Source organism: Microbacterium salsuginis, from assembly GCF_012524205.1.
Classification (GTDB): Bacteria; Actinomycetota; Actinomycetes; order Actinomycetales; family Microbacteriaceae; genus Microbacterium; species Microbacterium salsuginis.
Window position 1 is genome coordinate 488,147 of record NZ_JABACI010000005.1, and the last position, 14,588, is coordinate 502,734.

The 14,588-nt window shown below is 70.0% G+C and carries 14 protein-coding genes and 1 tRNA gene; 8 read left to right on the forward strand and 7 right to left on the reverse strand.

Annotated elements, in window-relative coordinates:
* Positions 1-116 precede the first annotated feature (116 nt).
* From HF576_RS18400 to HF576_RS18420, 5 genes are all read left to right on the forward strand, one after another.
* The gene (locus tag HF576_RS18400) at positions 117-809 is read left to right on the forward strand and encodes a phosphocholine cytidylyltransferase family protein (protein ID WP_168914264.1); all 693 of its coding nucleotides are present in this window, start codon (positions 117-119) and stop codon (positions 807-809) included.
* Between the two features lie 74 nt (positions 810-883).
* Positions 884-1,867, forward strand: coding sequence for a hypothetical protein (locus tag HF576_RS18405; RefSeq protein ID WP_240949013.1), 984 nt, complete (start codon positions 884-886; stop codon positions 1,865-1,867).
* Between the two features lie 120 nt (positions 1,868-1,987).
* On the forward strand, positions 1,988-2,290 hold the full coding sequence (locus tag HF576_RS18410; protein WP_168914265.1) for a hypothetical protein: 303 nt from the start codon (positions 1,988-1,990) through the stop codon (positions 2,288-2,290).
* 34 nt (positions 2,291-2,324) lie between these two features.
* A complete protein-coding gene (locus tag HF576_RS18415; protein ID WP_168914266.1) occupies positions 2,325-2,555 on the forward strand; it encodes a hypothetical protein in 231 nt (76 codons plus the stop codon).
* 75 nt (positions 2,556-2,630) lie between these two features.
* Complete coding sequence (locus HF576_RS18420; RefSeq protein WP_168914267.1) at positions 2,631-4,007, forward strand: maltokinase N-terminal cap-like domain-containing protein; 1,377 nt, start codon at positions 2,631-2,633, stop codon at positions 4,005-4,007.
* Between the two features lie 6 nt (positions 4,008-4,013).
* On the opposite strand, the gene HF576_RS18425 is transcribed toward HF576_RS18420, so the two are convergent.
* The gene (locus HF576_RS18425) at positions 4,014-5,303 is read right to left on the reverse strand and encodes a CDP-glycerol glycerophosphotransferase family protein (RefSeq protein ID WP_168914268.1); all 1,290 of its coding nucleotides are present in this window, start codon (positions 5,301-5,303) and stop codon (positions 4,014-4,016) included.
* A 149-nt stretch (positions 5,304-5,452) separates the two neighbouring features.
* Between HF576_RS18425 and HF576_RS18430 the strand changes: the two genes are divergently transcribed.
* Positions 5,453-6,478, forward strand: a complete 1,026-nt coding sequence (locus tag HF576_RS18430) for a glycosyltransferase (RefSeq protein WP_168914269.1) — start codon at positions 5,453-5,455, stop codon at positions 6,476-6,478.
* A gap of 14 nt (positions 6,479-6,492) precedes the next feature.
* Here HF576_RS18430 and HF576_RS18435 read toward each other — a convergent pair whose 3' ends face one another.
* The 3 genes from HF576_RS18435 to HF576_RS18445 form a co-directional block, all read right to left on the reverse strand.
* A complete protein-coding gene (locus tag HF576_RS18435; protein ID WP_168914270.1) occupies positions 6,493-7,959 on the reverse strand; it encodes a CDP-glycerol glycerophosphotransferase family protein in 1,467 nt (488 codons plus the stop codon).
* Positions 7,956-9,242 (reverse strand): CDP-glycerol glycerophosphotransferase family protein, encoded by a 1,287-nt coding sequence (locus HF576_RS18440; protein WP_168914271.1) that lies wholly within the window; start codon positions 9,240-9,242, stop codon positions 7,956-7,958. Before HF576_RS18440 ends, HF576_RS18435 begins: the two co-directional genes overlap by 4 nt.
* Positions 9,243-9,304: 62 nt before the next feature.
* Positions 9,305-10,927, reverse strand: coding sequence for a S1C family serine protease (locus HF576_RS18445; RefSeq protein ID WP_168914272.1), 1,623 nt, complete (start codon positions 10,925-10,927; stop codon positions 9,305-9,307).
* A 136-nt stretch (positions 10,928-11,063) separates the two neighbouring features.
* Here HF576_RS18445 and HF576_RS18450 point away from each other — a divergent pair, with 136 nt between their 5' ends.
* On the forward strand, positions 11,064-12,266 hold the full coding sequence (locus HF576_RS18450; RefSeq protein ID WP_168914273.1) for an aminotransferase class I/II-fold pyridoxal phosphate-dependent enzyme: 1,203 nt from the start codon (positions 11,064-11,066) through the stop codon (positions 12,264-12,266).
* A gap of 5 nt (positions 12,267-12,271) precedes the next feature.
* Here the strand turns inward: HF576_RS18450 and HF576_RS18455 are convergent, their stop codons facing one another.
* Both HF576_RS18455 and HF576_RS18460 read right to left on the reverse strand, forming a co-directional pair.
* A complete protein-coding gene (locus HF576_RS18455) occupies positions 12,272-13,078 on the reverse strand; it encodes a carbon-nitrogen hydrolase family protein (protein WP_168914274.1) in 807 nt (268 codons plus the stop codon).
* A complete protein-coding gene (locus HF576_RS18460) occupies positions 13,075-13,602 on the reverse strand; it encodes a DUF6328 family protein (RefSeq protein ID WP_168914275.1) in 528 nt (175 codons plus the stop codon). The genes HF576_RS18455 and HF576_RS18460 overlap by 4 nt, the downstream gene beginning before the upstream one ends.
* A gap of 93 nt (positions 13,603-13,695) precedes the next feature.
* Here HF576_RS18460 and HF576_RS18465 point away from each other — a divergent pair.
* Positions 13,696-13,769: transfer RNA gene (locus HF576_RS18465), tRNA-Met, on the forward strand.
* Between the two features lie 339 nt (positions 13,770-14,108).
* On the opposite strand, the gene HF576_RS18470 is transcribed toward HF576_RS18465, so the two are convergent.
* A complete protein-coding gene (locus HF576_RS18470) occupies positions 14,109-14,585 on the reverse strand; it encodes a MarR family winged helix-turn-helix transcriptional regulator (RefSeq protein ID WP_168914276.1) in 477 nt (158 codons plus the stop codon).
* Between the last annotated feature and the right edge of the window lie 3 nt (positions 14,586-14,588).

Sequence of the window (14,588 nt, forward strand, 5' to 3'; positions counted from 1 at the left end):
CAGCAACGGCGGCCGATCATTCTGCACGTTCCCAGGCGTCATCGCTACCATGGGCCAGGCACGAAGGGGTGTCTTGTCGGTGAACCGGCAGTGAATCGTGGACTTCAGGAGTTACATTGACCCTTCAAACCGTCATCCTCGCAGCCGGAATGGGCTCGCGACTCGGGCGCAGCCTGCCCAAGCCGCTGACCGAGCTCAGCGACGGCCGCAGCATCATGCAGCAGCAGCACGACAACATCCGTGCCGCGTTCGGCCGTGACGCCGAGATCACCACCGTTGTCGGGTATCGCGCTGAGGCGATCGTCGAGGCGTTCCCCGACGTTCATTACGTGTACAACGACCGTTACGACCAGACCAACACGTCCAAGAGCCTGCTTCGCGCCCTCGCGAAGACCGGCAAGGGTGGCGTGCTGTGGATGAACGGCGATGTCGTCTTCGACCCCCGCGTCCTCGGGCGCGCGATCGAGCTCATCGAGCGCGATCAGTCCTTCGTCACGGTGAACACGTCCAAGGTGAGCGACGAAGAGGTGAAGTACACGGTCACGGCCGAGGGCCACATCAACGAGCTCTCCAAGACCGTCAAGGGCGGGATCGGCGAAGCCGTGGGTATCAACTACATCTCCAGCCGTGACAAGAAGGCGTTCATGCGGCAGCTGAGCCGCGTCGACGACCAGGACTACTTCGAGCGCGGACTCGAGCTGGCGATCGTCGAGGACGGGCTTCTTCTCGAGCCGCTGGACATCTCGGACCTGTACGCCGTCGAGGTCGACTTCGCCGAGGACCTCGAGCGCGCGAACCTGTTCGTCTGACCCTCGGTCGCGCGGCCCTCACAGGGCGTGTCAACCCCCGCTGATCGACAGGCGCGGCGGTTAGGATCGGCGCGATGGCCGAGAAGGTGCACCGTATCCACACCCTGCCCGAGGACTCTCCGTGGCAGGGCGGGCTGCCGCCTGCCGGCTCGGACGAACATCCTCGATCGATCCGGGCACTCGATCGAGTGCTCGCCATCCAGCGCCCGGTCGTGCTCGCGCATCTGCGAAGCATCCGCCTTCGGCATCCGGATGCCTCCTCCGCGGACATCGTGCAAATCCTCGAGCGCCGCTATCTCGCGGCTGTGACGACCGGTGGCGCCGCGGTGGGGGCCACCGCCGTCGTGCCGGGCATCGGCACGGGCGTCACTCTCGCTCTCAGCGGCGTCGAGACGGTGGCATTCCTCGAGGCGACGGCGCTCTTCGCGCAGTCCGTGACCGAGGTGCACGGCATTCCCGTGGCGGATCCGGACCGTGCCCGAGCCCTCGTGCTCACGCTCATGCTCGGCAAGGAAGGCGTCGATCTCGTGGCCCAGCTCGCCGGTCAGGTCGCCGGGCGCGGCCCGTCTCGCGACAAGTACTGGGGTGAGCTCGTCACCAAGACGCTCCCCCGCGCCGCAGTCGGCCCCCTCGTCGACCGGCTCAAGACCACGTTCATCCATCAGTTCGCCGCGCGGGGCGGAGCATCCTGGATCGGCAAGGCCCTGCCGTTCGGCATCGGCGCGGCGATCGGCGGGGCGGGCAACAACATCCTGGGCAGGCGCGTGCTGGTCAACGCGCGCCGCGCATTCGGCCCGCCTCCGGCGATCCTCCCGCCCGATCTCGAACCCCGCCCCGGGGCCCAGCGCCTGGAGCGTGCGGCCAGCCTCGGCATCCGTCGAGCGGGACACGCGGTGGTCGGCGGGGTGACGCGGAGCGCGGGTGCGGTCGGTCGGCTGGGAAGCAGGGTGGTGCATCGGCCGCGGCGTGCGATCGAGGGCACGAGCGCACCGGACGAGCTCCGACCGGATCCGGACGCGGACGCGCCTGATCCCGGGGTTCGCCCGGACGACCGCTGAGATCCGCGGTTCCTCCCCCGTTGTGCCGTCGCGAGACCCCGCGGCGGAGATTGCACAGCGCCCTCTGATCCGCGCGAAATCCGGTTCGTGGCGTCGGCTCCGGCCCCTACGGTGGCGGCCATGCTGCACGCTTTCGAGCCCCAGGAACCGCGCCCGCCACTCGCCTACCGCGTGCCCTGGCGGGTCGATCGCATCTACGATCGGCATCCGCTCGTCACGAACGTCGGCCCCGCCGCGGTGGATTTCGTGCGCGTCTTCCTCGACCTCGGACGCAGCGCCGTCACGGAGCACTGGGGACAGATGCCGCCCGGCGACACTGCGGAACTCTGCCTGTGCGATGCAGAGCCCGATGAGACGATCGTGACGCTGGCCTGGTTCCGTCCTGGCGACGGCGAGGAGTACCTGTGGCGGTTCGTGATGTGACCCGCGCCACGCGAGCAGGGGCGAGAATGTCGGTATGGGTCTGTTCATGCAGCGACCGGAGCACAACGACGAACTTCCTGGGCTTCCGGGCGAACCGCTGCGCGCGGAGACGGCCGCAGAACGGCTTGCGGATGCCGCGCCCATCGACGCCGGATCGCTCGATCTCGTCGGTCTGGGCGGAGGCGGTGCGGTCGAGTCGATCGTGATCCCCGTCGCTCCCGTCATCGAGATCGCCCAGCCATTGGAGTCCGGCGAGGACGAGTAGCCGCGATCCGACACACTGCAAGCGCTTGCAGCCGGTTCTCGACAGCTAGCGCACGCGGGGCATACCCTCACAGGTATGGACAGCACGTTGGCGTGCCTTGCGGCCTGGATGCCGCGGCAGCGGTGGTACGCCGCGAAAGGACGCCCACCGAGCCTTCGCCTGGTGTCGTGGTGGGACCTGCCCTCGTCTGCGACGGGCGGCGAGATACACATACGCACGTTCCTCGTGGCGGATGAGGGCGCGCTGCCGGCCGTGCTCTATCAGCTTCCCATCGTCGCGCGCGCCACCGAGACCGTGGTCTGCGACCCCGAGCACGTCATCGGGAGCCCGGAGCCCGGGACGACGTTCATCGACGGGCCATTCGACGCGGCGTACACCGATGCGCTGCTCACGCTCATACTCTCCGGCAGCACCGCGGAAGGGCCGCAGACGACCGCGGCAGGGCATTCAGTGTCGGCGATGAGCGCCCCGGCCGCGCGAGTCGCGCGAGTGGTCAGCAGCGAGCAGTCCAACACCTCCGTGATCTACGAAGGCGGCGGTTCTCCGATCATCTGCAAGATGTACCGACAGCTGCATCCCGGGCTCAATCCCGACATCGAACTGCAGAGTGCGCTCTCGAACGCCGGCTCCACGCGCGTGCCGGCGTCCATCGGCTGGATCGAGGGAACCTGGCCCGACCTGACCACCGCCCACGGGACTGTCACGGGCTCTTTGGCATTCGCACAGGAGTTCCTGCCGGACGTCGAGGATGCGTGGCGGGTCGCCCTCCTGGCCGCGGCACGTGACGAGGACTTCCGGTCGCCCGCGGCGGACCTCGGTACCGCGACTGCGAACGTCCACCTCGCCCTGGCCGAGCTCTTCCCCACCCGCTCCGCGACCGCCGCCGACCGCGGCGCCGTGGCCTCGACGTGGGCGCGGCGTCTGGCGATCGCGATCGCCGAGGTGCCCGAGGTGGCCGAGCGGAAGGAGGCGGCCGAAGCACTGTACCGGCGTGCCCTCGACGTCGAGTGGCCTCCACTGCAGCGGATCCACGGCGACTATCACCTCGGGCAGGTGCTGCATGTGCCGGGCCGCGGCTGGGTGCTGCTGGACTTCGAAGGCGAGCCGCTGCGACCGATGGCCGAGCGTACGCAGCACGACTTCGCGTTGCGAGACGTCGCCGGGATGCTCCGCTCGTTCGATTACGTGGCCGGATCGCTGCGTCTGGACGACCCGGACCGCTCGGCCGAATCCGTGCGCGAGTGGGCGCGCGGTGCGAGACGGGCGTTCGTCGAGGCCTATGCCGCCACGACGGGTGCAGACCTCGATCCGCGTCATCCGCTGCTGGCAGCCTTCGAGCTGGACAAAGCCGTGTACGAGGCCATCTACGAATCCCGCAACCGGCCCACGTGGGTGGCGATCCCGCTGAGGGCGATCGCGCGGCTCGTCGAGCGCCCCGCCGCCGTGTCCTGACCGCGTTCAGCCCTCGAGGGCGTCGTCGAGCTCTGCCTCGTCCTGCTCGCGGCCCTCTTCGTCGGTCTCCTCGACCGACTGCGCGTACCAGCGATCCCACTCCGCCATGAGGTGACGGATGGCCCCGTGGAATCGCGCGGTCGCCGCACCAGGCGCCGTGTCGCCGAAGTAGTGACGCACCCATCGCTCCAGGCGCGCAACGGCTTCGGGATCCGCGAGCACCCGCTCGGTCTCGGCGACGATCGCGGGCGCGGCGGACGCGTCCAGCCATTCGCAGGCCGAGAGATAGCCGTGCGTGTCGATCGCCGCAGCCGGATCCGCGGGTCGCGTGATCATCAGCGGCTTGTCGGCGGCGAGCCGGTCGTACACCATCGCCGAGATGTCGACGATGGCGACGTCGGCCGCGGAGAGCTGCCATCCGAGCTCCGGTCCGTCGTCGTACACGTGCTGGCCGGAGGGGTCGGCGGCGTTCGCTGCGGCGAGCGCCGCGATGATGCGGCGATTCGCGGCGCCGTACTCCGCGTTGACCACACCCGACCGCGGGTGCGGCCGGTAGATCACGCGGTGCCGGCCGGTGGACAGCAGGGCGTCGACGAGTGCCTCGCCGTGCGAGAGCACCGAACCGTAGTGGGCCGACGGTCGATCTCCCTCCCACGTGGGGGCGTACAGCACGACGGTGCGGTCGTCCGGCCGATACGGCAGCGTCCCGGAGTAGTGGTCGGCCTGCGGCCGGCCGATCTCGAGGGCACGACGTTCGACGTCGTAATCCCACAGCACGCGGGAGAGCCGCTCACGGGCGGCATCGCCGGCGACCAGTGCGTAGTCATACGCCTTGTACTGGTTCGTGGTCATGTACATCTTGTCGGACTCGCCGTGGTTGATGAACACGTGCCAGCGCCTGCCGTAGCGGAACATCTGGAAGTTGCGGGTGTTCTGGTTCACGTACAGCACGACGCGGATGTCCTGCTGGGCGAGGAAGCTCTCCAGATCTCGCACGGTGGGAACGAAGGCGACCGGCGGGGCGTCCTCGGCGAGCATCGCGCGCGCTCCGGTCGCTGCGCGGCTGAGGACGACGACGGGCCAGGTCTTCGCGAGTTCGGCCAACGGCTTGTACCACTGCCGCATCTGGTACATGTTGACCGCGCCGTCGGCGAAGTACACCGCGACGCGATAGTGGAACGCCGGATGCTGCGGCCGAGAGGCGAGCGCTCGCCGGACGTCGATCACCGCAGAGCGGTTCCTCACCGCCTTGCGGACGAGGGCGACCGCCTTCTTCCCATCCGAGACAAGACCCACGCCTCTAGCCTAACCGCGGCGCGCATCGCGCCACGGGGCGGTCAGCGGGTTCACGGCGGCGCCCATGACATGATCGACGCGTGCATGTCGAGCATCGTGGGCGCCGGGACGCTCCGGTCGTCCCTCCCGCGGCCGGCGTGACGTTCGTCATGCCCGTGCTCAATGAACGCGGGTATCTGCGGCGTGCGGTGGAGACCGTCCTCGCGCAGGATGTCGCGGGCCCGACCGAGCTGATCCTCGCGCTCGGACCCTCGACGGACGGCACGTCCGACCTGGCACGCGACCTTTCTCGTCAGGACGCGCGGGTCGTGCTGGTGGACAACCCGGCCGCAGACATCCCGGTGGGACTGAATCTCGCCATCCGCGCCGGGCGCTACCCGACGATCGTGCGGGTCGATGCGCATTCCGAACTCGAGCCGGACTACACCACGCGGGCGCTCGCGGCACTTGATCGTGCGCGCGCGGCCAACGTCGGCGGCGTCATGAAAGCCGAGGGGCGCACGCCGTTCCAGCGCGCGGTCGCACGGGCCTACAACTCGCCCATCGGCCTGGGTGGTGGCGCCTACCACGGCGGTACACAGGAAGGCGAGGCGGAGTCCGCGTACCTCGGCGTCATGCGCCGTGCCGTGCTGGACGAAGTCGGTCTCTTCGACGAGACGATCCGGCGCGGCGAGGATTGGGAACTGAACCTGCGCATCCGCCGCGCCGGTTACCGCGTCTGGTTCGATCCCTCACTGGCCGTGACCTATTGGCCGCGCGAGAGCTGGACACGTCTGGTTCGCCAGTTCTCGGCCACCGGCAGGTGGCGCGGCGAGCTGGTCCGCCGATTCGGCCGCGGCAATTCGCTCCGCTTCTTCGCGCCGCCCGCCCTGGTGCTCACGATCCTGCTCGCCGTGGTCGTCGGCGTCCTTCAGCTCACCGGAGTGATCCACGGATGGGCGTCGGTCGCGGCATCCGTCGTCTATCTCCCGATCGTCGCGTACGCGGCGCTGATCGCGGCGGTCGCGATCGGCCCCGGCGGCGGGCGAGGCTGGCGGGACAAACTGTGGACGGCCGCCGTGCTGCCCACGATGCACCTCTCGTGGGGCTGGGGCTTCGTCGTCGGCCTCGTGCGCGGGGCCCACGACACCGTCGACACCTCGCGACTGGGCAGCAGGAACACGCCGCTTCCCTGAGCGCGTCGCTCGGTTCAGGCGAGCGGCGCGGCGGGATCGATGAAGCCCTGGTCGAGAATCCGCGAGACCACCCGTTCGGCGGCGCTGCCGTCATCGCGCGTGTTGAACTTCGCACGCCAGGTCGCATACTTCTGCGCGTAGGCCTCGGCGTCATCCCGCGCCAGAGCGGCCACCAGTTCGCTCTGACTGCGCACCACCGGACCCGGTGCATGCGCCGCAAGGTCGAAGTAGAACCCCCGCAGCTCCCCACGGAAGTGCTCCATGTCGGGGACGAGGAAGTACATCGGCTTTCCCGTCACCGAGAAGTCGAACATCACCGACGAGTAGTCGGTGATCAGCGCGTCGGCGCTCAGCAGCAGCTGCGAGGTGTCGGGAAAGCCGGTGACGTCCACGACCCGCGGACCCTCGGCGTCCCGCCCGGGCAACAGCGTCCGAGAGTGCCCGCGGACGAGCACGACGGCATCCGCTGCGGCGGCCAGAGCCGCCGGATCGACGAAGTCGACGATCTCATCCCTGTCGTCACGCCATGTCGGCGCATACAGCAGCACGCGCTCCCCAGGACGGATACCGAGGGCCGCACGTGTCGCGGATGCGTCCGCATCGCGGGCGAGGACGTCGTTGCGGGGGTAGCCCTCGACCCAGATCGGACGGGAGAGGAACGCGTAGGCCTTGCCGAGGATCGTCGCGGCGTACGGGTTCTGCGCCAGCAGAACGTTCCAGCGCCGGGACTCGCGGATGACGGCCACCATCCGCCGCGGATCGAACCCGGGACGGTGCAGCGCGAGACGCTTGAGCGGGGTGCCGTGCCAGGTCTGCAGGACGACCTGCCCCTTGCGGCGAACGAATCGCCGCCGCAGCCAGTCATTGACCACCAGCAGACGCGCGGCGCCGCGGGCACGCCACCACTCCGGGCTGCCCTCCACCACCGCGACCGCGCCTTCGGGCACGGCGACCGACAGATCGACCACACTCCAGTAGCGCGTGACACCGGGGGCACGGCGCGCCAGCTCCCGGTCGATCGCCAGCGGGTTGCAGCTGGCGTTGCGCCCGTAGAAGCTCTCGAAGAAGACGGCGTTCTCGAACCCGGTGGGTCGGGTCGCGTACCGACGTTCGAGAGCGTCCTGCCCCTCACCGGAGTCGTACGCCGGATCGATCGGCGGACCCACCCGCAGCGTCCAGCCATCCAGCTCTGCGCGCAGCGTCCCCAGCTGAGTCAACGGCACCGCATCGGGCGACGGGATGCTGCGGCTCTCGGCATCCGCGACGCGCACGTCGTACACGCCGCTGGGCAGCGGCAGCTCCGGCCCGCCCCAGCGCGCGGCGCGCAGGGGCAGGACCGCCCGCCACGTCTTGCCACGCCCGGTCAGGGTGGCGACCACCCGGGCCCTCGGACCGATGAGCTCCACCGCGGACGGGCGTTCGCCCTCACCCGAGAGCACCAGCGCCGGCCCCCCGTCGATCGTGAAGAGCGCGTGGGTCATCGGGGTCCTTCCATGGGCACGAATGCTCCGTCGGGTTCGTCCAGTCCGGCCAGGATCGCACGGTACACCCTTTCAGCGTTGCCGCCGTCTCGGTGGCTGTGCATACGGGCGCTCAGCTCGCGCGAACGACGGAGCCGCTCATCGCGCGTTGCCGGGTCGCCCAGAACATCGTCCAGCTGTGCGACCGCTCCTGCCCAGTCCGACGTCCAGTCGTCGTCGGCGACGTCGCTGTACCGCCCGTAGAAGCCCCGCCTGCGCGCGTACCCGTCGAGATCCGGAGCGAGGAACACGACCGGCAGCGGAACGAGCGCGGCGTCGAAGACGAGCGATGAGTAGTCGGTGACCAGGGCGTCCATGCCGGGCAGCAACGGCGTCACGTCCGACACCAGATCCGCGCCGAGCGCGTGGATGCGGTCGGTCGGGAAGGGGGGCGCGTACTCCCCCGCGCCCAGCGGGTGCGATCGCACCAGCAGCGCCGCATCATGACGTGTCAGCACTTCGACGATGCGCTCCCACTCGGGAACTGTCGGCACCGCCGGATCCGCTGCGCCGTCGCGCCACGTCGGAGCGTAGAGGATGAAGCGCATTCGGGGATCCGCGCGTGGGCATGCCTGGACGATGGCTGCCCGGGCCTCGGCGCGACGCTGTTCGGGCGTGCCGCGCGAGAGCACGTCGACACGCGGCTCGCCGGTCACGGGAACCCGTGCATCCGAGAGCCCGAAGGCCGACTCGAGCCGGCCGCGTACGACATGCGAGGCGGACGGCAGCACGCGGATCCTGCGCTGGGCGGCGCGGTACATCGTGCGCAGCACGCTGCGAACGGGCCCGGCGAGGGGTGTCCGCGCGAAGACCCGCGGCACCCGGAGCGTCTCGGGCGAATCCAGCCCGATGCGTTTGAGCGGGATCCCGTGCCACAGCTGGACGATCAGCGCGCCCGAGACCGCGTAGCGGTTCACATCGCCGAATCCATGCGTCACGACCACCACCCGTGCCCGCGCCGTGCGCCACAGGCCGCGCAGCGAGTTCTTCGAGACGGCGGGGATGCCGCGCGTCGCGGCATCCTCCGCCTCGCGCGCGTTCGCGACGAGCCACACCGCCGGTCGCCCGTCGGCCGCCGCGACATTCCACAGCGCGAGGGCGCCGTCGGCGATGCCCACCGCGCAGCCGAAGACCCACTCGTCGCGCGAGCGCGGGACGAGGAGGGTCAGCATGCGCCCCGCGGCATACAGCGGGATCGTCGCGAGCTTGATCGCATTACCCGCCCCGAACGAGAAGGACGCCACCCCTCGAGCCTATCGCCCGTGTGTGGGCGTGACTCGAGGGGTGGCGTCCGTCGTGGGCGGGATTACTGCTCGAGCGTTCCGAGCGTGACCTCGACCGTACGGGTCTCGCCGTCCCGGACGTACGTGACCTCGGCGTCGCTTCCGGCGGCAGCGGCACGCACCTGAGCCGTCAGATCCGTCGCATCGGTGATCGGCACCCCGTTGAACCCGGTGACCACGTCGCCCACTTCGAGACCGGCCTCGGCCGCTGCTCCCCCGTCGACGACCTCCGCGATGTACGCGCCGGTGATGTCGGAATCCTCGACAGCTGCCGCCGGCTGGACGCTGGCGCCCAGAAGTCCGTGCGTCGCCTCGCCGTTCTCGATGATCTCGTCGGTGATCCGCTGGACGATGTCGGACGGGATCGAGAAGCCGACGCCGATCGAGCCGGAGCCCTCGGTCGCCGAGCCACCGGCCGTCGCGATCGCGACGTTGATGCCGATGAGCTTGCCCTCGGAGTCGACCAGCGCACCGCCGGAGTTGCCCGGGTTGATCGCGGCGTCGGTCTGGATCACCGCGATCGAGATGGTCTGCGTCGGCGCCTGCTGCTGCTGGCCTTGGCCGAAGTCGAACCGGAAGGGTCCTTCTTCGCCCTCGCCCTCGTCCGGCTGCTCCTGCGGCTGGTCGCCCGAGTCGGGCGCCGCCGAGGAGGCGATGGAGATGGAGCGGTTGAGCGCGCTGACGATGCCCGTGGTCACCGTGTTGGCCAGCCCCAGGGGCGCACCGACGGCGATCGTCGAGTCGCCGACGTTGAGCTCGCTGGAGTCGGCGAACTCGACCGGAGTCAGGCCCTCGGCATCCGTCAGCTTGATGACCGCGAGGTCGTAGGTGGGATCGGTGCCGACGACCTCGGCGTCGTACACCCGGCCATCGGCCGTCGTGACGCGGATCGACGCGTCGCCGCTGGCACCGTCGAGTGTCACGACGTGCGTGTTGGTGACGACGTAGCCGTCCTCGGTGAGCACGACGCCCGAGCCCGTGCCGCTGCCGGCGGAGCTGGTCGCGGCGATCGTGACGACACTCGGCACGACCTTCGCCGCGATCGCGGTGGTCTGGTTCACCGATTCGGTGTCGTTGACCGTCACCGTGCTCGGCCCGGCGATCGGTGCCGTACCGGTCGGCGAGAACCAGTTCACCCCGGCGTAGGCGCCGCCCAGGCCCGCCGCGCCGCCGACGATGGCGGCGGCGACGATGAGCCCGACGACCTTGCCTGCGCCCGACGGCTTCTTGGGCCCGGCGCCGGCTGTGTCCCGCGCGGAGGTCTCGCCCGCGTTGTGCCCCGCGCCGGTCCCGGCCAGGGGGACGGTGGGCTGCGTGTCGGCGGGGCGGGCACCGAAGGCGGCACCCGGGGCGGAGGACGGCTGCCCCGCGTACGAGTGAGGGTGCGGCGCCGGCTGACCGGCATAGCCCTGCGGACGGGCGTAGGCATGGGCGCCGGTCGGATACCCCGCGGGCGGGACCGGCGGCGCAGCTGCTGGCTGCACGGATGCCGCGGGCTGCGCGGTCGGCGGCATCGGCGGCGCGGGCGGTACGGCCGGCGCGTCGGCGGGCGTCTGCGACGGCGCCGCGGACGGCGACTCGGCGGAGACCTCGTGGTCGGTCGCGGGGGTCTGGTCTTCCGGGCGATCGCCCTGGATGTCGCTCATGATTGCTCCTTCTGCCAAGCACTGACCACATTGCCCACCGATGCTGTGCGTTTCTTATGTCGCGAATGGGACCCGTCTATGTGATCCACCTGAGCCGGCCCAGCATCCCGAGCCGTCTGCCGGGTACCGTGAAGCGATGCGAGAGATCCCTGGAGCATGGCGCCGCACCGCGGCAGGCGCCGGACTCGTCGGTTCCGACGGTTCGATCCACCCCACCATCTTCGCCGAGATGTCAGCTCTCGCGGCCAGAACCGGCGCGATCAATCTCGGGCAGGGGTTCCCTGACGAGGATGGTCCCGCCGAAGTCCTGGAGGCGGCCCGGTCCGCGATCGCCCACGGCGTGAACCAATACCCGCCGGGACGCGGCATTCCGGACCTCCTGGCAGCGATCGCCGAGCACCAGCAGCGGTTCTACGGGCAGCGTCTGGATCCCGAGCGCAACGTTCTGGTGACGGCGGGAGCCACCGAGGCGCTCGCCGCCGCGTTGCTGGCGCTCGTGGCGGGACCCGACGACGAGGTCGTCGTCTTCGAGCCGTATTACGACTCGTACGCCGCGGTGGCGGCGCTCGCCGGTGCACGGCTGGTCACTGTGCCGTTGCCGTGGCCGTCCTTCCAGCCCGATGTGGAGCAGCTCCGGGCGGCGGTGACGGGCCGCACCCGCGTGATTCTCGTGAACGACCCGCACAATCCGACCGGCGCGGTGTTCAGCGCCGAGGTGCGTGATGAGATCGTACGGCTGGCCGAGCGCCATGACGCGGTGATCGTCACCGACGAGGTCTACGAGCATCTCGTCTTCCAGGAGCGCCACGTGCCCATCGCGACGCTTCCCGGCGCGTGGGAACGTACCCTCTCGATCTCTTCCGGCGGCAAGACGTTCTCGACCACGGGCTGGAAGATCGGGTGGATCACGGGGCCCGCCGACCTCGTCGATGCGGTGCTGGCGGTGAAGCAGTTCCTCACTTACGTCAACGGCAGCCCGTTCCAGCCCGCCATCGCCACCGGACTGCGGCTCGGCGACGCGTTCTTCCATGGCATCGCCGACGCGCTGCGTGGCAAGCGTGATCGACTGGGACAGGGCCTTCGCGCGGCCGGCTTCGAGGTGTCCGCGCCGGCAGGCTCCTACTTCACGGTGGCCGACGCGGCCCCGCTGGGGGCGACGGATGCCGCGGCGTTCTGCCGCACCCTCCCCGAACGCGCCGGGGTCGTCGCCATCCCTCTCACCGCATTCGCGACGCCGGCGCGGCGCTCGGAGTACGCCACTCTGGTCCGGTTCGCCGCGTGCAAGCGCATCGAGGTGCTCGAGGAGGCGGCATCCCGTCTCGCCTCTCTCGCCGGCTAGACCGATCAGCCGCGCGGCACGACCCCGAGACGACGCAAGTGAAGCGCGGGGTTGACGCGACGGACGCGGGCGACGGCACCGATGTCGAGGTGCGCCACGGCCACGTCCGTTGCAGTGCCGACGGCAGCCAGCTCCACACCCTGCGGATCCACGATCAGCGAATTGCCGACACCGAGCGGCGGCGGATGGTCTGCCGCGGCGACGAAGACGGTGTTCTCGATGGCGCGCGCATGCAGGAGGGTGCGCCAGTGATGCTCCTTGAGGGGCCCGCGCACCCACTCCGCCGGGACGAGGAACACGTCCGCCCCGGCGTCCACGAGAAGCCGACCCACCTCGGGGAAGCGCAGGTCGTAGCAGGTCATCAGCCCGAACCTCAGGCCGCCGAACTCGAACGTCCGGGGCTCTCCGAGGTCGCCCGCCTCGACCCAGTCCGACTCGCGCTGCCCGAACGCGTCGTACAGATGCAGCTTGCGATAGTGCGCTCGCAGGCCTTCCGGCCCCACCGCGACGACGGTGTTGCGCACCCGCCGTCCGTCCTCGGCGCGTTCCAGCAGGCCGGCGACGACGACGACGTCGTGCGAGGTCGCGATGCGGGCGAGCGCGTGGACGAACGGCCCGTCGAGCTCCTGCGCGTTCACGGCCAGCGACTCGTCGAACGGGTCGACGAAGTAGCTCGAGTACTCGGGAAAGACGACCACGCGGGCGCCGCGACCGGATGCGGTCGCCACGAGCTGTTCGATGGCCTCGAGATTGGCTTCGGTGTCGGCCGTCGGCGCGAACTGCGCCACACCGACCGCGAGCGCGTCGGTCATTGGGCGCCCCCGTTCGCGCGCACGCGCACACGGATCACGGCCGGCGCGATCAGCCACAGGACCACGATGACGACGGCCAGCGCCAGCAGCACCCACCAGACCGTCGCGCCGCCGACGACGACGTCGAAGACGAACGCGACGACGCCGACGACGAGCACTGACACGGTCAGCAGAGCGGTGATGAGCGCTGCGTGACCGTATCGCACGACCGCCGGTTTCGCGCCCTGCTGGAACAGCACCCGGTGTAGCGCGACGGGTGCCAGGGCGATGATCGAGCTGAGCGCCGACAGCACCACCAGAGCCAGGTACGCGATGCGCTGGCCGTCCGACAGATCGGCGAACGCCGGCTGGAACGCCAGGGCGAGCAGGAATCCGGTGAGGATCTGCGTGCCGGTCTGGAGTACGCGCAGCTCTTGCAGGACCTCGTTCCAGTTGCGGTCGGCACGCTCGGCGGGCGTCTCGTCGCGGCCGTCTGCCCGTTCGTCGCGCGCGATGGTCTGGGGCGTGTCCCGCTCGTGAGGCATGCGATCATCCTCCCCTCGTCGACACCGTGGCAGCAACCACGCCCGCCCCGTGTCGAGCCCTCCTGATATCCGTGCTAGGCTTACTTCTTGTGCCGCGGGGTGGAGCAGTTCGGTAGCTCGCTGGGCTCATAACCCAGAGGTCGCAGGTTCAAATCCTGTCCCCGCAACAGAAAATGAAGGAAGGCGTCCCCTCTAGGGGGCGCCTTCCTTCGTTTTCTGTTCCGAGGTCCGGCGCCCGCGAACCTCCTTCAGGGGGTCCCGCGCCGCCAGAGGCTCCGCGCGACGCGCCAGCGGCGCGTGGAGGGGCGGCGTGGCCAAATCCTGTCCCCGCAACAGAAAATGAAGGAAGGCGTCCCCTCTAGGGGGCGCCTTCCTTCGTTTTCTGTTCCGAGGTCCGGCGCCCGCGAACCTCCTTCAGGGGGTCCCGCGCCGCCAGAGGCTCCGCGCGACGCGCCAGCGGCGCGTGGAGGGGCGGCGTGGCCAAATCCTGTCCCCGCGAACCTGCGTCAGCGCTGCGGATCGATGGCGCCCGACAACTCATCCATGAAGCGGCGGATCACGGCCAGCTCGCCCTCGTCGTAGTGCGTGGCGACGCCGCGCATCGCCTTGAGGTGTGCGCCGAACGTCCGGAAGAACGCCTGCTTCGCGGCATCCGTCAAGACGACCACGCGTGCGCGCCGATCACGGGGATGCGCGCGCCGCTCGATGTGACCGGACAGCTCGAGGCGGTCCAGCAGCTTCGTGGTGGAGGCCGTGGTGATTCGAAGGTGGGCCGCGATCTCGCGCGGGCTGACCGGCACACCGGCCTGTTCACGCATGATGAGCAACCGGAGGGCGGCGAGATCCGTGGAGTTCATGTCCATGTCGCCCTTCATGCCGCTGTGCATGCGATCCATCGCGTCGCTCAACGCACGGACCGACGTGAGCACGCCCATCACAGCGTGATCGTGGTCGGTCTGCGGCATCCAGCGCTCGGACGTCATGGA